Source organism: Actinomadura decatromicini (assembly GCF_008121305.1).
GTDB classification, from domain to species: Bacteria; Actinomycetota; Actinomycetes; order Streptosporangiales; family Streptosporangiaceae; genus Spirillospora; species Spirillospora syzygii.
Genome location: NZ_VSRQ01000010.1, coordinates 22709 through 42582, shown reverse-complemented (window position 1 = coordinate 42582; position 19874 = coordinate 22709). Strand labels below are relative to the sequence as shown.

Sequence of the window (19874 nt, the reverse complement as noted above, 5' to 3'; positions counted from 1 at the left end):
ATGATGGCGACTGAGTTCCCGCTGCGCCTCCCTACCGGCTGGGTGGTGCTCCCGACGATCGGCGACGTCCGGGTGGCGGCGCTTCCGCGGGGCGACGGGGAGCGCCCGGTCGGCGTGCTGACGGTCACCGCCGGTCAGGGGAACGCAGGCGATCCGCTGTGCGACGCGTGGCGGGAGACGGGGGTGCTCGTGCTGGACGACGAACCGGTACGGTGCCGTGGCGGCGTCTCGGCGCGTCGACTGCTCACCGCGCACACGCAGAACGGGCGCGCGCTGACGTCCGAAATATGGTTCGTCGAGGGCGACCGGCCCGCAGTGCTGTGCGCCGCCGTCGAGGCGTCCCGGTATGCCGGGCTCGCTCCCGCAATAGGGCGGTCGATGAGGAGCTACTCGCGGTGAGTGAGGAGACCCGCACCGTGGAGGTCACCGTCCTCGTGGGACGCCACCCGGGAACGGGCAATTGCGTGATCGGGGACGGCGTCGCGGCCGTCGAACTCCCCGGCATGGACGGCCCGCGCGTGGTGCCAGCGGACGTCGTCCCCGAGTGGATCGCCGCGCTCGTGGCCCTGGCGCCCCGGCCCCGGGCGAAGACCTCGGGCATGCTCGTCACGTCCCAGACGGGACTCGACGTCTTGCTCGGCGACTGCCGGGAGCCGGACATCTCCCGCGACTGGCTCGACCTGCTGGCGACGATCCGCGCTTCGCTGATCGCCCGCTGGCGGGTCACGGCCGCGCCCGGCGGTGACATCGAGATCCTCGACTGCGCCTCAGCGGGGCTGTGGGCCGTCCAGCCTTGCCCGCCCGAAGCTGTCGGCGCAGCGAACGGCCCCTTGATCTCTCTGACGCCGACCACGCCCACAGCGGTATGGACGTGGCTGTCGCTGCTGGCGTCCCCGACCTTCCAAGGAGAGACGCATGGGCTCTCACCCTGATCAGCGTCCGGCCGGTAGGCGGCCGGGTGGGCGGACCGAGCGCCGGATTCGCAAACTGCACGATGAGCGCGCTTCCTGACCGCACTGCTCTCGCTTGTCCACCGGGCGGAGAGCACGTCCGGCGGAGCATCCCGGTGACCGGGTTCCTGCAATGCCCGCGAAGGCGAGCACGTGCCAGTAATCATGCGCAGAACGGTCGGCCCCCGCACGCAGGGATGGTTCTTCGATCCGGTCCACAAGCCCGAGTTCCTCGTCGTCGGCCCCGCGCATGCGGGGATGCTCCTGGGACAGAGTACGAGGGCAAGAACCACAAATTGTCGGCCCCGTGCACGCGAGGATGGTTCACATTCTCTGCTAGCTACAGGCTAAGGACGGGGCCCGCTCATGGCATTTAGCCGCGGGCGCCGTACGACCATGTCGGCTCGTTGTCTGCTCGGCGGTTTCGAAACGGACTGGCAGGGAGCGGGATGTAGCGGCACGGGGATGGTGCTGGATGCGGACAGAGCGGTATAGTCTAATACTGAGAGCGCTGCTCTGATACGAGAGCAGCCGACTTTTAATCCGTAGGTTGTGGGTTCGAGTCCCACGCAACCCACCACCCCTGACCAGGGCAAACAAAGAAGATGCCCGGTATGCTCCCCGCCGGATCCGTCCAGTTCGTCCCCGCGTCGGCTCGATGTTGGCTCGGCGGCGCGCGCCGAGCTCGCCAGGACGTCCCGCGGGGTGGGTTCCGAACGAGGTAGCGCCTACTTGTGGCCACTCGGAGATGGGTGGGTAACGCCATCAACCGGGCTCTCGCAAACACACCCTCCGGACCAGCTCGCAAAGAATCCGAAGGGCGGCCCCATGTTCGCTGGCCTGTGTGCTGGGGAGGCGGATGGTCCGCACAGACGGCAGGGGCCAGCGCAGGGCCGGTATTTGATATCGCCGCCGCTCGGCCGGTTTCGAGGGCTCAGCGGCGCAGGAGGCTTTGGAGTTTGTCGAGGGTCTCTGCTGCGTTGGTTCGTCGGCCCCGGTGCGCATCGCCCGCGGATCGATGTGCAGCGTCCGGACACCTTCGGCACTTGAGTACTCCACCGCGACTCGCCGGTCGGCCGACTCGGCGCGGGCCGTGATCTCCGCGTCGGCCTGGTGCATGTCGCGGAGCCGGTTGAAGAAGGTGTCGGCGTCCTTAGCCAGCTTTTCGGGGTCGAACCCAAGAGCGTCCTCGAGTTGATCCACTCGTTTCTCACTCCCAGGGGTGTTCGTAGGAGCCGCAGTTCCCGCAATGTATGGGCCTCCATTTCGTTGTAGGCGATGGCCAGCGAGTAGGTGAACGAGGTGAAGGACGCTTCCGCGACCTTCAGCCCGACCAGTTCCTGGACGGCCTTCTCCAAGGTCTTGGTCGCTTGGGGCAATCCCGCCTGGATTCTTTGGAGCCGATCGAGTTCGACCCTCACCTCCTCCGGGCTGGCGGGCGGCGGCTGGTTCAGGCCCGGCGAGCCCGGCCGTCCCGGCACTCCCGGTGAGCCGCTGCGGGGACCGGACGGAACCGTGCTGCTGGCCGTCGGCCGGATACCGGCGGGGTTTCGCGTGAACCGGTGGGCTCCGGTGTGGTGGCGGTCGCTGGACGCGCTTCCCGAGGGTTCCGAAAGAACTACCTTGTCCGGGACGTCCGCAGCAGGCCGTCGCCACGGTCATCGAGCCTCTGGAATCAGTGCGTTCGATGGGTGAGAAGGGTGCGCTCCCGACGTCACGATGGCTGGACGTCGACTTCCCGGTTGACGTACCCGCGCCCCTGCGGGCGCTCGTTCCGCGCTCCCCTCACCATCCGGATGCCACGGCTGGGATCACACGTCTCGATGACGAAACCCTCGTCAAGCGCCCTCGCGGGCCCGCCGGTCGATCGAGACCGCCGGGCGTGGATGGTCGGCCACGGGAGCAGAACCTAGGCGAACACCGCTGGATTCAGATCATTGATGATTAGATTAAGAAAATCAATCTCTCGGCGTTGACGACTCCAGAAAGTCAAGATACAACTGAAGCTGGAAACGAGTCGTCGACCGAGGGGGCCGAGGGTGGACTGGCAGGAGCTGACGGACCTGACGCACGGTCGGCCGTTCGTGGTCGAGCGGGTCCGGCTGGCCGACAGCGATGTCGCCATCGAGGGGCGGTTCGAGCCGCCGCAGTTGGCTCAGCTCAGCGTCGACGACCAGGTGTTCGTCGCCGCGTTCGTCCGGGCGCACGGTTCGATCAAGGAGATGGAGCGGATCTTCGGGGTGAGCTACCCGACGGTCAAGGCCCGGCTGAACCGCATCACCGAGCGTCTCGACTTCGTCGACACCGACCCGGCGCCCAGCGGCGCCGATGTCGTCGACCGCCTGCGGCGCGGGGAGATCAGCGCTCAGGAGGCGCTGGCCGAGCTGGAGAGGTCCTGATGTTCCCGCAGTTGGTGACGGTACGCCATCGCCGTAGCAGTGGCCGTCGGCTACGGCTGTACCTCCCTGTCGTGCCGGTGCTGGTGGTGTTGTCACCGCTGCTGCTGCTCGCCGCGGCGGCCGGACTGGTGGCATGCGTTGTCTTCCGGGTGAGTCCGGTGGGCGCGCTGTGCGGCATCTGGCAACTGGTGTGGGCGCTGCCCGGTACCCGTTTCGAGATCGAGCAGGGACGGACGTCTGTGCTGGTGAGCGTGAGATGAGTCAGAGGAAAGAGCAGCGATGAACGAGCAGCGCCGCCAGATCCTGCAGATGCTGGCCGAGGGCAAGATCACCGTGGACGAGGCCGAGCGGCTGATCAATGCCGTGCAAAAGGCCCGGCCCGAGCCGCCGCCACCGACGACGGCGTCCCCGACACCCCGGCCCAAGTACCTGCGCGTGCTGGTGAGCTGGACGGACAGCGGCGGCGACGGACCGGGGCGGATCAACGTCCGTGTCCCGCTGCAACTGCTGCGCGCCGGGGTCCGGCTCGCGAGCCTCGTCCCTCCGCGGGCGCTCGCCAGGGCCAACGTGGAGCTGGACAAGGCGGGCGTCCCGATCGACCTCACCGAGCTCAAGCCGCAGCACCTGGAGGACCTGATCGAGCATCTCGACGAGGTCACCGTCGACGTAGACGACCCCGACGCCAAGGTGCAGGTTCTCTGCGAGTGAGACCGTCACGGGCCGACGAAGGGAGATCCGCATGACGACACACGCGATTCACGTACAGGGTCTTGAGAAGTCGTACAAGGAGCTGCGCGTGCTGCGCGGCGTGGACTTCGGCGTGGCGCCCGGCAGCGTCTTCGCCCTGCTCGGTTCCAACGGAGCCGGAAAGACGACCGTCGTGAGAATCCTTTCCACGCTGCTTAAACCCGATGGGGGAACGGCCAGCGTCAATGGCTTCGACGTCGCCGCGCGACCGGCGGAGGTGCGGGAGTCCATCAGCCTCACCGGGCAGTTCGCGGCCGTGGACGGAACCCTCACCGGCCGGGAGAACCTGGTACTCGTGGCCCGGCTACGGCGGGTGGCAGGCCCCGGCCAGGTCGCCGATGACCTGCTGGCCCGCTTCCAGCTCACCGACGCGGCGAGACGAAGGGTGTCGACATATTCCGGAGGCATGCGCCGCCGCCTGGACATCGCCATGAGCCTCATCGGAAATCCCCCGGTGGTCTTCCTGGACGAACCGACCACCGGCCTCGACCCGCAGGCCCGCGTCGAAGTGTGGAACAGCATCAAGGAGCTCGCCGGACGGGGCACGACGGTGCTGCTCACCACGCAGTATCTGGACGAGGCCGAACAGCTCGCCGACCGGATCGCCATCCTCCACCGGGGACGGATCATCGCCGACGGCACCCTCGACGAGTTGAAGCGGCTCCTCCCCCCGGCCGAGGTCGAATACGTCGAAAAGCAACCGTCCCTCGAAGACGTCTTCCTCGCCATCATCGGCGACGACACCGGCGCGGACGCCCCGGCGGCCGCCCAGACCGCTGAGGAAAAACGATGACCACTCGATTCTTCGGCGATACCGCCGTTTTGACGGGCCGGACCATGCGTCACGTCACCCGCAGCCTGGACACCATCCTGACGGTCGCGGTCACGCCGATCGCCCTGATGCTGCTGTTCGTCTACGTGTTCGGCGGCGCGATTCGCACCGGGTCGCAGCACTACGTGAACTACCTGCTGCCCGGCATCCTGCTGATCACGATCGGGATGGGCATCTCCTACACCTCACTGCGGCTCTTCACCGATATGCAAAGCGGCGTCTTCGAGCGATTCCAGTCCATGCCGATCGCCCGTTCGAGCGTGCTGTGGGCGCACGTGCTGACCTCGGTGGTGTCCAATCTGATCTCGCTCGTGCTGGTCGTTCTCGTCGCCCTTCTCATAGGGTTCCGTTCTGGCGCGGGAGCGTCGGCCTGGCTTGCCGTCGCCGGGATCCTCATCGTGTTCACCCTGGCTCTGACCTGGCTCGCCGTCATTCCCGGGCTCACGGCCAAAACCCCCGATGGGGCGGGCGCGTTCGCCTACCCGATCGTCTTCCTGCCATTCATCAGCTCCGCCTTCGTGCCCACCGACACCATGCCCGGCCCGGTGCGCGCGTTCGCCGACAACCAACCCGTGACGTCCATCGTCAACACGATCCGCGACCTGTTCGCCCAGGAGCCGGTCCACACCGACATCTGGACCGCTCTCGCCTGGTGCGTGGGCATCCTGATCGCCGCCTACGGCCTCGCCATGGCCATGTACCGCCGCACCGTCGCCTAGGAGGCCCGATGATCGCAGATCCGCCCGGCTCCCCCGCGCTGCGCGCGTCCGACGCGGACCGCGACCAGGTCATCGGCCTGCTGCGCGGCGCGGTCGCCGACGGCCGACTCGACCCGGTCGAGTTCGAGGAGCGGCTGGACGCCGCACTGAACGCCCGCACCATCGACGCGCTGACCTCGCTGACCACCGACCTGATCCCGGCACCAGGCAGCGGCCGGTCGGCCCCGCGCACGCGGGGATGGTTCCGGTCCGGACCCCGGCCTCACGCCCGCCTGGCGCGTCGGCCCCGCACAGTGGCGCCTTTCCTGACGGCAGCTCGCTCAGGGAGGCGACGTTGACCTCGATCAGCCGCGAGAACCACGGAGACTGACGGCCGAAGGTGGTCGCCGCCGCGCTGAAACGGAGACTGACGGCCGAAGGTGGTCGCCGCCGCGCTGAACACGGTTTGGGCGAGTTTCCGGCACTGCGGCCGCTGCGGCCGGACGATGGTGGGATGCGAGGGCGTGGCGGCTTATGGCGTGGGGTGGTCATGGCCGCCGGGTTGGTGGTGGTGGCCGGGCTGCTGGTGTGGATGTTCGCGGCCTGGCGAGCCAAGGGACTGCAGACCTCGGTGAACGTGGCGGCGCTGATCGCGGTGCTGCTGGCCGTACCGACGCTGGTGGTCGGCTTGGTGTCATGGTGGTGGCGGCAGCGGGGCCCGAGCCCGGTCACCGACGCCGACACGCTGGCCGCGGCCAAGGACGCGCTGGCGGTCATGGTCGCCGCCCAATGGCGGGAAGAAGCACGCATCCGGGAACTGGACGACCCGGCCCCGATCCCCATCCAGTGGGAACTCACGTCCGACCCGCGGATCATGGACCATCCCGCGCACATCACCGCCGCCGCAGTCCTGACCTGGACGGGCACCGGAGACCAGATCAGCGAGATGGCCGGGCGGTTCCGGACGCTGCGGCGCCGCCGACTGGTCATCGTCGGAGGGCCGGGGTCGGGCAAGACCACCCTGGCCGTGCAACTGGTCCGCGAACTGCTCGACCACCCCAACCCAGATGACCCGGTCCCCGTGCTGGTCTCGATCGCCGACTGGGACACCGAACGCTTCCCCAGGCTCCAGGGCTGGCTCGCCGCCCGCCTGACCGAGACCTACCCCTCGCTGCGGGCACCGCAGTACGGCACAGACGCACCCGTCCAACTGGTCCAGCGCGCCCACGTCCTCCCCGTCCTGGACGGACTCGACGAAATCCCCGCCCAAGCCCGCACGAACGTGATCGCCGCGCTCAACCGATCGCTGGCCGACCACGACCAACTCATCCTCACCAGCCGCACCCGCGAGTACACCGACGCCACCCTCGCCCGCGACGTCGTGACCTCCGCCGCCGTCATCCAGCCCCAACCCCTGACCGCCGACACCGCCGCCGACCACCTGGACTCCTGCCTGCCACCGATACCACCGCCCGGCTGGGCCGACACCCTGCACCAGATCCGCACCGGCGGCGCCCCCCACCTGACCAGCTTTGTCTCCAATCCACTGGGGCTGTGGCTGCTGCGCACCACCCACATCACCACCCGTATCGACCCCACCCCGCTCACCGACCCGACCCGCTACCCCACCCCGCAACACCTGCAAGCCCATCTGTTCGACCAACTCATCCCCGCCCTCATCCACACCCGCCCACCCAGCACCGACCCCGCCGACCTGTTCCGCCTCCGCCACCGACACGACCCCGACCACGCCACCCGCTGGCTCGGCTACCTCGCCCACCTCCTGGACACCGTCCCCACCCGAGACCTGGCCTGGTGGCGGCTCGCCGCCACCAGCCACACCCCCATCAGCCGCCTCGCCAGACTCGCCTTCGGGATTGCGACCGGGATCGCGTTCGGGTGCACGTTCGAGATCGTGTTCGGGCTCATCTCCGGGATCGTGTTCGGGCTTGTGTCCGCGATCGGGATCGGGATCGGCGCTCACGAGTGGGCTCAGGAAACCCCTGGCTACGCCAGGCTCGAGATCACCGGGAGAAAGGGTCTTCTCGTCCGGCGACTCGCTGCTGGACTCGCCGCCGGATTCGCTGCCGGGCCCTGGGCCGTGCTCGCGTTCGGGCTCAGCGCATGGGTGGAGACCCCGGCGGCCACAGGACGTGCGAACACGCCCGTCGCCACGTGGCGCGCGGACCGCGCCCTGCACCTTCTGCGCGCCTGTACCTTCGGGCTGGCGGGCGGGCTGACGTTCGGGCTCTGGTTCCGGCCCGAGTTCGGGTTCGAACACCTGGGCGGGTTCGCGGGCGGGCTCGGGGCCGGGGTCGCGGCCGGCCTCACGCTCGGGCTCGCGTCCGGGAAGCATCATGCCTGGCTGGCGTATCTGATCGCCACCTGTTGGCTAGCCCGGCAACATCGGCTACCACGCTCCCTGATGGCCTTCCTCGACGACGCGCACCGGCTGGGCCTGCTACGAACAGTCGGCCCGGTCTACCAGTTCCGGCACGCCGAGTTCCACGACCATCTCGCCGCCACCTACCTTTCGCCACAAGACCATTAGTCAAGACGAGCGGGCGTACCCGCCCAGCGAACCTCGGGCTTGAGGGCGCGCCGACCGTCAGCGACGTCACCGGCCGCAGCCTGCGCTGCTCGGGCTTCGGGGCGCGGTTGATGCGGCCGGAGGTGTGGAGGGTCGGTTCATCAGTGGTTGGAGTTGTTGTGGTCGGGGCGGTGGAGGGGGAGTCGTAGCGTGAAGCGGGTGCCGGGTGAGTGGTCGGCGATGTGCAGGGTGCCGTGGTGGGCCAGGGCGATCTGACGGGCGATCGGCAGGCCCAGGCCGGTGCCCCCGGGATCGGAGCGGCGGGCGTCGGCGCCTCGGTAGAAGCGGTCGAAGACGTTCTCTCGTTCGTCGGCGGGGATGCCGGGGCCGTCGTCGGTGACGTCCACGACCGCGTGTCCGTCCTCTCGGGTGACGGTGATGTGGACGCGGCTTCGGGCATGCCGTTCGGCGTTGTCGAGCAGGTTGTTCAACAACCGGGTGAGCCGGACGGGAGAGGCGTCCACCTCGACTGCGTCCTCGGCGTCGACGGTGACGGACACGTCGGGGAGCCGGTGGCCCTCGGCGCGGCGGGCGGTTTCGGTCCGGGCCAGGTGCGCCAGGTCGACCCGCTGCGTCCGCAACGGGGTGTTGGCCTCAAGACGGGCCAGCTCCAGCAGGTCGGAGACGATGTCGCCGATGCGCTCGGCGTCGTGCAGCGCGGCGTGCAGGATCTGCCGGGAATCGGCGTCGGGGTCGGCGAGGGCCGATTCCAGGCGGGTCTGCAGCCCGGCGAGCGGACCCCGCAGGTCATGGGAGGTGTCGGCGACCGCCTGCTGCTGGCGCCGCAGCGCCCTGCGCGCCGCCACCGCGGCCTGCCGCTCGCGTTCCCGGGCGCCCCGCAGCCGCCGGTTGACCTCCTGCAACTCCCGGGCCCGCACGAACAACTCGGCCTCGATCGCCCTGGTCCCCGCGACCAGCTCCTCCGGCAGCGGCTCACCGCCGGACGCGGCATCGATCTCCCGCAGCCGCTGGATGAACCCGGTCACCTCCTCGACCCGGTTGATGACCAGCATTACCGCTCCGTCCGGCCCCAGGACCGGGGCGTTGACGATGCTCCAGTACCGCTCATGGAAAACCCCGGGCAGCCCCGGTTCCTCGGTGTCGTAACGCTGCAACGGCATGGTGTCGACCTCGGCCACGGCCACCACCCGCTCCAACGACGCCCGCAACTGCTCAGCCCGGTCCGACCGCCCGCCCGGAAACACCTCGAACACATTCCGGCCGAGCAACTCCCCCCGCGACCACCCCGTCAACCGCTCATAGGCGCCGTTCACCGCGACGTACTCCCACACCGGCGACAAAACCGCGACCGCCACCGGCGACGCCTCGAAGACCGCCGAGAAATCGACCTCCGCCACCTTCCACACCTATCCACACCACCGCCAAACGACACCCAACCCACAGTCCACAGACCTCAAATCAACCCCACGGCGAAATCCCCGCTACAAGGCGGCCGACCAGGGGGTTCCTATACGGGACAGATGCCGAGCGATGAACCTGAGGACGCGTCGGTCCTCGACAAGGCGACATGGCGACATGGCCGTTCGCCGGACTCGGCTTCGACGGCACGTCCATGTCGGCCGGGGACTCGACATCTTCTTGGACACCTTCGCCGAGCACCCACTGAAGCTGCTGCTCCAGCACAGGATCGGAGCCGCCGCAGATATGCGCGACGAGGAGTTCCGCGCTCAACGGGCACGCCGCTCGGCAACACGGCAAAATCGCCTTACCAACCTCCTATGGCCTGCAAATGGGGAATTCGCCGGGAGGCCGAGGTGGCCGATAGGGCCCGTCCCTGATCTCGGTGGACCGGAGACGGGCCCGGTGGGTTCAGCGAGGGCAGAAGGAGTTGACGTTGGCGTCGGCGCGCCGCCCCTCGGCGTCGAAGACCGACACCGAGACGAAGACGTCCTTGTCACGGCCGCACTTGCCGTTGATGCTGACGTGGTTCTCGTCGTAGTCGTTGATCCGGTTGGCCGACAGCGCGTTCGTACTGACCTGGACCTGGTCGGGGTCGGTGCCGCCGTCCCAGTACAGCTCGCAGAAGAAGGAGGAGTACGGCTCGCCGTCGGGGCCGGGCGGCCCGCTGACGGTGTCGCAGGAGAACGCGGTGATGAACGGGGCGGGGAAGGAGGGGGGTTGGCCGGGCAGCAGGAGCCGGACGTTGAGGTCGAGCTGGGTCTGGTTGATGGGCTGGTAACCGGAGGTGGCGAGGGGTGGCTGACCGCAGGCCGAGGTGGAGACGGTGCCCTGCGCCTGGCCGGTGATCGGGTCGAACACCGGGCCGCCCGAGTCGCCGGCGGCGCTGCAGAATCCCACGTCGTTGAGGTTGCGGATGGTCACCACGTCGCCCGGGGCCTCTTCGAACTCGGCGGGCCGGTCCCGGTCGATTCTGACCAGCGGGCCGCAGCGGTACTGGGACGTGTTGCCGAAGCCGCACAGGATGTCGTTGATCCTGGCCGCCTGTGACCCCAGGACCGCGACGTTGCCGAAGTTGGTCCGCACCAGCGGCTGCGGCTGGGGGACGACCCCGCCGAGGATCGGGGCGACCTGGACGAATGCCTGGTCCCGCAGGCGCCTGGGGCTGATGGGATTGAAGGACTGGAAGGTGGACCGGACGGTGTTGCCGACCGCCTGGCCGCCGATGGTGATCAGCTCGCCGGCGAGGGTGCAGTGTCCCGCCGTGACGAACCCGGTGGGGCCACCGGCGAGGGGCCTGACGCCGAATCCCACGGTGCAGCCGCCGCGTCGGCTCCGGAACCCGTCGCCGCCGACCAGGTCGGCGGTCAGCTTGGCCGGCCGCGGGCTCTTTTCATAGGTCACCAGGTCGGCGGCCACGCCGGCGCCCGCGACCCAGCGGTCGGCCGCACGCCGCGCACCGGGCGCCGCCGAGACCACCAGCCGGTTGCGCACCGGGTCGATGTACCAATCCTGCACGGCTTTGCCGGGCAGCTTGCCGGCGCGGGCGCGCAGCTTGAGCCGGGCCATCTCCAACTCACCGCGGGAGTGGGCGACCAGCGTGGGGGTGGCGCCCGCGGCGCGGACCGCTTGGGCGACGCGCTGGTCGGTGACCGCGACCATCAGTGCCGAGGCGTCGGCGCGCAACCAGGAGCCCGCGAAGTACCGTCCGGCGGCGCGGCGGGCCCGTGACTCGACGGCGTCGGCGGCGTGCTGGCGGCCGAGCCGGGTGATCGCCTGGGCGCGGGTCAGGTGCAGGTCCCGCTGGATCGCCTCGAACATCGTCGGCGATGACCGCGCCGTTTTCTCGCCCACCCCGGGTGTCGGCGTCAACAGGACCGGCCCCGCCGCCGAGCTGGGTGCGGGATCGGGTCCGGCGGCCGCGGGACGGGCCGGCGCACCGGCCACGACCAGCGCTGCCAGCAGCATGCACGACGCCACCGACAGGGCCGAGAAGGAGGAACGAACCAGCGATGTTCGCATGGGATACCTCGAAATCCAGCCGACATTTCGAACTGGGGGTATTCGCCGGCCCGGTGCCACCCGGATGAGTCTCCCGCCGACGTGGCCGAGACCGGCCGCGCCCAGCGCACATGCGTAGGGAGCACGCCATTTCCTACGTGTAGTCGCGGCTCGAGCCGGGGCCGGTTCGTCCGGCGTGTCAGCAGATGCGTGGGAGCTGCTCGCCTACGAGCATGTCGACGACGCGGACGCCGCCGAGCAGTGTGCGCATGTGGACGCGGCCGGGATGTTCGTCGGTGAGCGTGCCGATCGCGCGGGCCTCGGCGCCTTCGGGGCGGGCGCGCATCGCCCGCAGGACGGCGTCGGCCGCGGCCGGTGCGACGAAGGCGACCAGGCAGCCCTCGTTGGCGACGTGCAGCGGGTCCAGACCGAGCAGCTCGCAGGCGGCGGCCGCGTGCCGCGGTACGGGGACGGCGTCCTCGGCGATGTCGACGCCGACCGACGAGGTATCGGCCAGTTCGTTGAGGGCGCTGGCGAGACCGCCCCGGGTGGGGTCGCGCAGGGTGTGCACGTCCGGTCCGCCCGCGTCGAGCATGGCGGCCACCAGCGCGTGCAGCGGCCTGCTGTCGGAGGCGATCTCGGCCTCGAAGCCGAGGCTCTCCCGGGCGCTGAGGATCGCGGTGCCGTGGAGCGCGATCGGTCCCGACAGCAGGACGATGTCGCCGGGACGGCCCCGGGCGGCCGAGGGCGCCGCGCCCAGCCGGCGGACGCCGATGCCTGCGGTGGTGACGTACAGGCCGTCCGCAGCGCCGCGCGGGACCACTTTGGTGTCCCCGCTGACGATCGGGACGCCGACCAGGCCCGCCGCGCGCGCCGCCGACGCGGTGACCGCGCGCAGCTCGTCCAGCGGCAGGCCCTCCTCGATGATGTAGGCGAGGGTGAGCGCGACCGGCCGGGCGCCGCGCATGGCGAGGTCGTTGACGGTGCCGTGCACGGCCAGGGAGCCGATGTCGCCGCCGGGGAAGAACCGGGGCGTGACGACGAAGGAGTCGGTGCTGGTCACCACTTCGGCGGTGCCGGTGTCGACGACCGCGGCGTCCTCGGTGACGCGGTCCGCGCCCAGCTCGGCCGCGATCACGTCGTGCAGCAGCTCGGCCATCAGACGTCCGCCGGAGCCGTGGCCGAGCAGGACCCGTTCGGTCTCGGGCGCCGGAACGGGACAGCTCAGGGCGGTCGGATCGGTCATCGTGTTCTCCCGGCGTTGTGGAAGGCGGCGCAGGTGCCCTCGCTGGACACCATCGGCGCGCCCAGCGGATGACGCGGCGTGCACCGCGTGCCGTACGCGGCGCAGTCGGTGGGCAGGCTGGTCCCCCGCAGGATCGCTCCGGCGATGCAGTCGGCGTTCTCGGCGGAGTCGAGCCCGTCGACGGCGAAGCGGCGTTCGGCGTCGAAGTCCGCGAACTCGGGGGCGAGCGCCAGGCCGCCGGCCGTGATGGGGCCGATGCCGCGCCATGTCCGGGTGGTCACCTGGAAGACGCGGCGCACCGCGTCCTGGGCGGCGGTGTTGCCGGAGCGGCGCACCGCGCGGGCGTACTGGTTCTCGACCTCGTGGCGGCCGTCCTCCAGTTGCCGGACGGCCATCAGGATCCCTTCGAGCAGGTCGAGAGGCTCGAACCCGGTGACCACGATGGGCACCTGGTAGCGGGCGGCGATCGGTTCGTACTCCGTCCAGCCCATGACCGCGCAGACGTGGCCCGCGGCCAGGAACGCCCGCACCTGGTTGTCGGGCGCGTCGAGGACGGCGGTGATCGCGGGCGGCACCAGCACATGGCTGACGAGCATGGAGAAGTTGTCCAGGCCCAGGTCGCGGGCGCGCAGCACGGCCATGGCGTTGGCCGGGGCGGTGGTCTCGAACCCGACCGCGAAGAACACCACCTGCCGGTCGGGGTTGGCGGCCGCGAGGCCGACGGCGTCGAGCGGGGAGTAGACGACGCGCACGTCCGCTCCCCTGGCCCGCAGTCCGAGCAGGTCGCCGCGGGTGCCCGGGACGCGGAGCATGTCGCCGAAGCTGGTGAAGACCACCTCGGGGCGGGCGGCGATGGCCAGCGCGTGGTCCAGGGTCTCCAGCGGGGTGACGCAGACCGGGCAGCCGGGGCCGTGGATCATGCGGACATCGGCGGGCAGCAGCTCGTCGATGCCCTGCCGGACGATGGTGTGCGTCTGCCCGCCGCACACCTCCATGATCGTCCAGGGCCGGGTGGCGGTGGCGTGGACGTCGGCGAGCAGCCGCCGGGCCAGCACCGGGTCGCGGTACTCGTCGAGATATCTCATCCGGCACTCCCGGACGGGTCGCCGCCGGCCAGTTCGGCGCTCAGCGCGTCGGGAATGGCGTTGAGCACCGCCAGGGTGCGGGCGGCCTCCTCCTCGTCCACCGTGCTGATCGCGAAGCCGACATGGACGATGACGAAGTCCCCGACGTCCGCCTCCGGCGTGTAGGCGAGGCAGACCTCCCGGCGGACGCCGTCGAAGTCGACCACGCCCATGCGCGGGTAGGAGTCGTCGGCCTCGATGATCCGTCCGGGAATGCCCAGGCACATGCCGTTCATCTCCTCTCCGGGGCGCTCGCCAGCCGCGCCGCCGCGACCGCCGCCTGCCCGTAGCTGACACCGCCGTCGTTCACCGGGACCCGTTCGCCGATGAAGACCTCGAATCCCGCCTCGTCCAGCGCGCCGACGACGGCGGTGGCGAGCGTGCGGTTCTGGAACACGCCTCCGGAAAGGCAGACGGTGCCGACGCCGGCATCGGCGGCGGCGCGGTCGCACAGTTCGGCCGTGACGGCGGCGAGGGTCCGGTGGAAGGCGGCGGCGATCCGCCCGGGCGGCTCGCCGTCCGCGCGGGCCGCGAGCGCGTCGCGCAGCGTGGCCGTGCCGTCGTACACCCACAGCCCGCCGTTCCGTACCAGCCTCCAGTCGAGCGGATCCGCAGTGTCCTGTCCGGCGGCGGCCGCTTCGAGCCTCATCGCGGCCTCACCCTCGTAACGGTTGTCGTCGCAGATCCCGAGGAGCGCGGCCAAGGCGTCGAAGAGCCGTCCGGCGCTGGACGCCGGGGGCGAGTTCACGCCCCGATCGATCATGCGGCGGACGACGGCGACCTCCCGTTCGGGCAGCCGCGCCACCAGGTCCGCTGCCGGGTCGGCGACCGGGCCGTCGTGGTCCAGGGGCTCGGCGCCGAACAGGTAGCCGAGCGCCATCCGGGCCGGGCGCCGCACGGCCGCGGCGCCGCCGCACAGCGGCGCGCGGGAGAAGCGTCCGAGCCTTCGATATCCCGTGTAGGTGGCGAGCAGGATCTCTCCGCCCCAGAAGGTGCCGTCGTCGCCCAGCCCGAGCCCGTCGTAGGCGACGCCGAGGAACGGGCCGGTGACACCGTGTTCTGCGGCGGTGGCGGCGACGTGGGCGTGGTGGTGCTGGACCGGGATCCGGCGGCGCGCGGGCCATCGCGCCGCGTGCTTGCTGGACAGGTACTCCGGGTGCAGGTCGTGCGCCACGTACGTCGGTTCGATGTCCTCGACGCGCAGGCAGCGCTCCAGCGCATGCTCGAACGCGGCGTAGGTCTCCGCGTCCTCAAGGTCGCCCGTGTGCGGTCCGACGATCGCCCGCGGCCCGTTGGCGACGGTGAAGGTGTGCTTGAGCTGGGCTCCCAGCGCCAGGACCGGCTCGGTGGCGGCGACCGGAAGGGGCAGCGGAGCCGGAGCGAGACCGCGGGCCCGGCGCAGGGTGGACGGCCGCCCGGCCACCACGCGGACGACGGAGTCGTCGTAGCGGGCCAGAATCGGCCGGTCATGGGAGAGGACACCCTCGACGACCGGGGCCAGTCGGTGGTGAGCAGCGTCGTCCTCGATCACCATCGGTCCGCCCGCGTGGTTTCCGCTGGTCACGACCAAGGGCCTGGCGACATCGCGCAGCAGCAGGTGGTGCAGGGGGCTATAGGGCAGGAACACGCCCACGTCCGGCAGACCGTCGCACACCCGCGCGGCGAGCGCTTCGCTCGCGCGCGGCGCCAGCACGATGGGACGGGCGGACGAGGTCAGCGCGCCGATGTCGGCGGCGGTCAGGTCGGCGAGCGCGCGCGCCGCCGCCAGATCCGGGACCATCACGGCCAGCGGTTTTGCCTCCCTGCCCTTGGCGGCACGAAGCCTGCCGACCGCTGCCGCGTCGGTGGCGTCGCACACCAGCTGGTAGCCGCCGATGCCCTTGACCGCCACCACTCCGCCGCCGCGGATCGCCGCCGCGGCGGCGCTCAGGGCCTCCTCTTCTTGCTGCCCACCGGGATTCCAGGCGAGCCGGGGCCCGCACGCCGGGCACGCGATGGGCTCGGCATGGAAGCGACGGTCTGCTGGGTCGCGGTACTCGGCCTCGCACGCCGGGCACATCGTGAAGGCGGCCATCGTCGTGCGTGCCCGGTCGTAGGGCAGCGCCGCGATGATCGTGGCGCGCGGGCCGCAGGCGGTGCAGTTCACGAACGGATACCGGTACCTCCGGTCACCCGGATCGAACAGCTCCCGCAGGCAGTCCTCGCAGGTGGCCAGGTCGGGCGGCACGTCCCGGGTGGCCGACCCGTCCGCGGCGCTGCCGAGCACCGCGAATCCCGCCGGTGCCACCGCGCCGGTCAGCGCCGTCGCCGTCACTCCGGTCACCGACGCGGCTTCCGGCGCCTCGGCGACGAGACGGGCCGCGAAGTCGTCCAGCATCGGCGCCTCTCCCACGGCCGTGATCACCACCACGCCGCCGCTGTTGCGCACGTCGCCGCGGACCCCGCATGCCAGGGCCAGCCTGTATACGAACGGCCGGAATCCCACTCCTTGCACGGTCCCGCGGACCTCTAACCGCCGCGCCTCGGCCGTCCCGCCGTCCTCGCGTGTCCGCGTATCGGTCATGCGGCGAGTCTCCTCCGCGTCCCGCGGCCCGATCAGGGCCGCCCGGCCTCGAAGTCGGGGACGAAGGTCCCGACCGCGAGGCCGCGCCGGGCCGCGCACCGGCGGATGGCAGGCTCCGCCGTCTCTCCGGACGGACGCGGTACCACCGAGTCTTCGGCTGCCACGGGCCGACGTTAGCCCGTAGCCGGATCATGGGAAACACACGTGAGGTAAACACTCCCCCGTGCGCCCCTCTTGGCAGATGCTCAGCAAGACACGATCCGTGCGCGATCGGCCAACGGATCAGCCCGGCGGGCGAGTCGCGGAATGCCGTTCGATGACGGCGTCCGCGGCCGGGAAGAATGTGCTGACGTGGCCGTCGTCCCATTCAACGACATAGGGCGGCGCGCCGTTCTCGCCATGGATTTCGAGTATCAGGGCCTTCCGGTCCGCCTCCCCCACCTGGTGGCCTCGCACGATCACCCAATCGCCGTTGTTCGCCTTCATTGGACTCCTCCTGTCATTTCACGAGCACCAGCCGAATGCCCCGCGCGGACCGGAGCGTCTTCGACGAGACGGCGGCAAAGGTTACGGAACTGCCGGTGCTGCATGATGAAGTGGGCGGGCTCCCCGAAAAGCCGGGCCACGACGCGATCGAGTGCGGCGGGCTTTCCCCGGCCGCGCGTCCGGACGATCAGCCGCGTCCCGCCGTCGGGCAGCGGCCTCAGGTGGAACGCCCAGATTCCGTCGGTGTACGCCTTGGGCATGGGGCCGCGCGGATCGAACGGCTTCCCGGACGGGAACGCCAGGTCCGCGCGCAGCACAAGCGTCCGGGGCGGATCGAGCAGCTCGACCAGGAAGTAGGACGCGCCGCCGGGCACGGTCGGCAGGCGGTCGCCGACCGCCGTCCCCTGCCATTCAGGGAGGATGCGGTCGGCGCTCGGCCGCCCGCCGTGGTCGAGCAGGTCCCAGCTGTACCAGCCGCCGCGCCTGCAGCCCATCTGGACCAGCCACGGCCAGACGTTCTCCGGCGGTGCGGGTAGGGAGGCGGCCATGGTCGACTGTCCGGTCGGGTCCTCGACGAGATCGTCGCCCGGATACACGGCCGCCGCCTCCTCCGCGGTCGCTCCCCATCGGAGCAGTCGGGGACGCACGAGAACGGCGTAGGCACCGGCGGCGAGAACGGATAGTGCCGATCCGCGGACAATGGTGCTCATCATCTTCGCCTCCGCAAGCGAGGTATCACCTTCACCCTTTCTCCGGTCCCGACCGCGGCACAGGGCCTTTCGCACTCGGAGGCGAAGGACGTTCGTCCCTCTGTTCCGTGGGCGGATTCATTCGGGACCTTCGGACATTTCCAGCGAAGACATCGGTCCGTTGTGGCCGGGCGCTAGGTCACCTGGCGCGGCGTCGAGTTCGGCGATCATCCTGTTGCGCCACTACCTGCTGTTGCGCCACCGCCTGGACCGCCGCCGCTACCGCGCCCGGGACCGGGCTTGGAACCGTCTCGACCAGCGCCGCCACCGCCCGGCCTGAGAGCACTCGGCCCTCGGCCCGCCGGAACTGCCACCGTCTCGGCGCAGGGGCGCGGCGGCCCGGCGGCTTCGCCGCGCCGTACGCCGATGCTGCCCTTCGCCTTCACCCTGCGGCGGACGGCTCGACCTCCACGCACAGCCCGCTGGTGTTCGGCGGCGTTGTCCTGATCGACGTCGCAGCCGCAGCGGGGAGCCCTCCCTGACGCAACCGTCGCTGACCAGCCGACACAACGGCAGCACCGCTCCGGGCGAGCGCGGGCCCGGCCGCCAGGTCGGCGGGGCATGAAGCGGTCGGATGCGGTGAGAAAGGACCTTGGTCCCTTGGTGATCTTGGCGTTCCGGGTTCTCATGAGGTTGTTCGTCGGCGCGGCCGCCGTGGGAAGTGCCAGGTGCCCGGAGAGGATGGGCCGCGTCGTGCTGGTCGGGGACGGTTCAGAAGTCGTTTCGAGAGGAGGTCGGGTCCGGTGGAGCATACGAGCGGCGTCACGGCCGGCACTCTGGCAGAGGCGCGATTCTTCGTCGGCATGCCCGATGCGCACCTCGCCGCACTGGCCACGACCGCCGAGGACGTGGACGTTCCGGCCGGGCACCGCTTCTTCGAGGAAGGCGGAGCCGCCCAGCGGTTCTGGCTGCTGCGCTCCGGCAGGGTCGCGCTCGACCTCCAGGTGCCCGGCCGGGGCGCCGTGGTGGTGGAGACCCTGCCCGCCTCGGCGGTGCTGGGCTGGTCATGGCTGTTTCCGCCGCACCGCTGGAGGTTCGGCGCCGTCGCCTTGGAACCGGTGAGGACCGTCCAGTTCGACGGGCCGGGTGTGCGGGAGCTGTGCGCCGCCGACCCCCGGCTCGGCCATGACCTGACGCTGCGGTTCGCGGCGGTGATGCTGGACCGGCTCGAAGCCACCCGGGTCCGGATGCTGGACCTGTACGCGCATCCCGAGGACGTGCGATGACCTCGCAGACGGCACGGCAGGTGACGCCGCAGGGCTCGCCGATGGCGCCCGTCCCGTACCGGGTGACGCGGAGCCGCGCGGAGACGGCCGACACGGTGACGCTGACCTTGGAGCCCGTCGCGGCGGCCATCCCGGAGCCCGCTCCCGGCCAGTTCACCATGATGTACGCGTTCGGCGTCGGCGAGGTGCCGATCTCCGTGAGCCGGACGGGGCCGGTGCTGGAGCAGACCGTCCGGGCCGTGGGATCGGTGACCAGGGCCGTGTGCGGGACGCGGCCGGGCCAGGTCCTCGGGCTGCGCGGGCCGTTCGGCACCGGCTGGGAGCTGGGCTCGGCACGCGGACGCGACCTCGTGATCGCGGCGGGCGGGATCGGGCTCGCGCCGCTGCGGCCGGTGGTGCTGCGGGCACTGGCCGACCGGGACGCCTTCGGCCGGATCGCGGTCCTGATCGGCGTCCGCACCCCTGACGACCTGCTGTTCACCGGCGAGCTCGACGCATGGCGGGCACGCGGCGCACAGGTCGAGGTCACGGCGGACCGCCCGGCCCCGGGCTGGACGGGCCACGTCGGGCTGATCACCTCGCTGGCGGGCGCCGCCGACGTCGATCCGGCCCGCGCCGTCGCGTTCGTCTGCGGCCCGGAGGTCATGATGCGCGTCACCGCGGAGGCGTTCATCGGGTTGGGGACTCCCGCCGCGGACGTCCGGCTGTCGCTGGAGCGCAACATGCGCTGCGGGCTCGGCTGGTGCGGGCACTGCCAGCTCGGACCGCTGCTGATCTGCCGGGACGGGCCCGTCGTGCCGTACGAGCGGGCCGTCCCGCTCATGACCGTCAGGGAGCTGTAGCC

General features: G+C 70.8%; 21 protein-coding genes. 11 read left to right on the top strand and 10 right to left on the bottom strand.

Annotated elements, in window-relative coordinates:
* The first annotated feature begins 3 nt into the window (after window positions 1–3).
* On the top strand, window positions 4–399 hold the full coding sequence (locus tag FXF68_RS36380; protein ID WP_187438296.1) for a hypothetical protein: 396 nt from the start codon (window positions 4–6) through the stop codon (window positions 397–399).
* Window positions 396–932, top strand: coding sequence for a hypothetical protein (locus tag FXF68_RS36375; RefSeq protein WP_148767381.1), 537 nt, complete (start codon window positions 396–398; stop codon window positions 930–932). The genes FXF68_RS36380 and FXF68_RS36375 overlap by 4 nt, the downstream gene beginning before the upstream one ends.
* Window positions 933–1715: 783 nt before the next feature.
* On the opposite strand, the gene FXF68_RS36370 is transcribed toward FXF68_RS36375, so the two are convergent.
* Entirely contained in the window at window positions 1716–2153 is a 438-nt protein-coding gene (locus tag FXF68_RS36370) for a hypothetical protein (RefSeq protein WP_148767380.1), read from the bottom strand.
* An 836-nt stretch (window positions 2154–2989) separates the two neighbouring features.
* On the opposite strand from FXF68_RS36370, the gene FXF68_RS36365 reads away from it, so the two are divergent.
* The 7 genes from FXF68_RS36365 to FXF68_RS44585 all read left to right on the top strand — a co-directional run bounded on the left by FXF68_RS36365 (window position 2990) and on the right by FXF68_RS44585 (window position 8177).
* The gene (locus FXF68_RS36365) at window positions 2990–3349 is read left to right on the top strand and encodes a DUF2089 domain-containing protein (RefSeq protein ID WP_148767379.1); all 360 of its coding nucleotides are present in this window, start codon (window positions 2990–2992) and stop codon (window positions 3347–3349) included.
* The gene (locus FXF68_RS36360) at window positions 3349–3609 is read left to right on the top strand and encodes a hypothetical protein (RefSeq protein WP_148767378.1); all 261 of its coding nucleotides are present in this window, start codon (window positions 3349–3351) and stop codon (window positions 3607–3609) included. The genes FXF68_RS36365 and FXF68_RS36360 overlap by 1 nt, the downstream gene beginning before the upstream one ends.
* A 19-nt stretch (window positions 3610–3628) precedes the next feature.
* On the top strand, window positions 3629–4057 hold the full coding sequence (locus tag FXF68_RS36355; RefSeq protein WP_148767377.1) for an SHOCT-like domain-containing protein: 429 nt from the start codon (window positions 3629–3631) through the stop codon (window positions 4055–4057).
* Between the two features lie 31 nt (window positions 4058–4088).
* Window positions 4089–4889: an ABC transporter ATP-binding protein gene (locus FXF68_RS36350; protein ID WP_148767376.1), complete on the top strand. Its 801-nt coding sequence runs from the start codon at window positions 4089–4091 to the stop codon at window positions 4887–4889.
* Complete coding sequence (locus FXF68_RS36345; RefSeq protein ID WP_148767375.1) at window positions 4886–5647, top strand: ABC transporter permease; 762 nt, start codon at window positions 4886–4888, stop codon at window positions 5645–5647. Before FXF68_RS36350 ends, FXF68_RS36345 begins: the two co-directional genes overlap by 4 nt.
* Window positions 5648–5655: 8 nt before the next feature.
* Complete coding sequence (locus FXF68_RS44280) at window positions 5656–5985, top strand: DUF1707 SHOCT-like domain-containing protein (protein WP_246179134.1); 330 nt, start codon at window positions 5656–5658, stop codon at window positions 5983–5985.
* Between the two features lie 191 nt (window positions 5986–6176).
* The gene (locus FXF68_RS44585; RefSeq protein ID WP_187438295.1) at window positions 6177–8177 is read left to right on the top strand and encodes an NACHT domain-containing protein; all 2001 of its coding nucleotides are present in this window, start codon (window positions 6177–6179) and stop codon (window positions 8175–8177) included.
* A 140-nt stretch (window positions 8178–8317) separates the two neighbouring features.
* Here the strand turns inward: FXF68_RS44585 and FXF68_RS36330 are convergent, their stop codons facing one another.
* The 9 genes from FXF68_RS36330 to FXF68_RS36295 form a co-directional block, all read right to left on the bottom strand.
* Window positions 8318–9574, bottom strand: a complete 1257-nt coding sequence (locus FXF68_RS36330; RefSeq protein ID WP_187438294.1) for a sensor histidine kinase — start codon at window positions 9572–9574, stop codon at window positions 8318–8320.
* Between the two features lie 472 nt (window positions 9575–10046).
* Window positions 10047–11603, bottom strand: coding sequence for a S1 family peptidase (locus tag FXF68_RS36325; protein WP_187438293.1), 1557 nt, complete (start codon window positions 11601–11603; stop codon window positions 10047–10049).
* Window positions 11604–11835: 232 nt separating this feature from the next.
* Window positions 11836–12882, bottom strand: a complete 1047-nt coding sequence (gene hypE, locus FXF68_RS36320) for a hydrogenase expression/formation protein HypE (RefSeq protein WP_148767371.1) — start codon at window positions 12880–12882, stop codon at window positions 11836–11838.
* On the bottom strand, window positions 12879–13967 hold the full coding sequence (gene hypD / locus FXF68_RS36315; RefSeq protein ID WP_148767370.1) for a hydrogenase formation protein HypD: 1089 nt from the start codon (window positions 13965–13967) through the stop codon (window positions 12879–12881). Before hypD ends, hypE begins: the two co-directional genes overlap by 4 nt.
* On the bottom strand, window positions 13964–14233 hold the full coding sequence (locus tag FXF68_RS36310; protein ID WP_148767369.1) for a HypC/HybG/HupF family hydrogenase formation chaperone: 270 nt from the start codon (window positions 14231–14233) through the stop codon (window positions 13964–13966). The genes hypD and FXF68_RS36310 overlap by 4 nt, the downstream gene beginning before the upstream one ends.
* A 5-nt stretch (window positions 14234–14238) precedes the next feature.
* Window positions 14239–16569, bottom strand: coding sequence for a carbamoyltransferase HypF (gene hypF, locus FXF68_RS36305; protein WP_148767368.1), 2331 nt, complete (start codon window positions 16567–16569; stop codon window positions 14239–14241).
* A 32-nt stretch (window positions 16570–16601) separates the two neighbouring features.
* Window positions 16602–16733, bottom strand: a complete 132-nt coding sequence (locus tag FXF68_RS44580; protein WP_281292257.1) for a hypothetical protein — start codon at window positions 16731–16733, stop codon at window positions 16602–16604.
* A 118-nt stretch (window positions 16734–16851) separates the two neighbouring features.
* Entirely contained in the window at window positions 16852–17055 is a 204-nt protein-coding gene (locus FXF68_RS36300) for a DUF1918 domain-containing protein (protein WP_148767367.1), read from the bottom strand.
* On the bottom strand, window positions 17052–17765 hold the full coding sequence (locus FXF68_RS36295; protein ID WP_187438292.1) for a hypothetical protein: 714 nt from the start codon (window positions 17763–17765) through the stop codon (window positions 17052–17054). Before FXF68_RS36295 ends, FXF68_RS36300 begins: the two co-directional genes overlap by 4 nt.
* Before the next feature lie 842 nt (window positions 17766–18607).
* Between FXF68_RS36295 and FXF68_RS36290 the strand changes: the two genes are divergently transcribed.
* Both FXF68_RS36290 and FXF68_RS36285 read left to right on the top strand, forming a co-directional pair.
* Complete coding sequence (locus tag FXF68_RS36290; RefSeq protein ID WP_148767366.1) at window positions 18608–19030, top strand: Crp/Fnr family transcriptional regulator; 423 nt, start codon at window positions 18608–18610, stop codon at window positions 19028–19030.
* Window positions 19027–19872 (top strand): FAD/NAD(P)-binding protein, encoded by an 846-nt coding sequence (locus tag FXF68_RS36285; protein ID WP_148767365.1) that lies wholly within the window; start codon window positions 19027–19029, stop codon window positions 19870–19872. Before FXF68_RS36290 ends, FXF68_RS36285 begins: the two co-directional genes overlap by 4 nt.
* The last annotated feature ends 2 nt before the right edge of the window (window positions 19873–19874 follow it).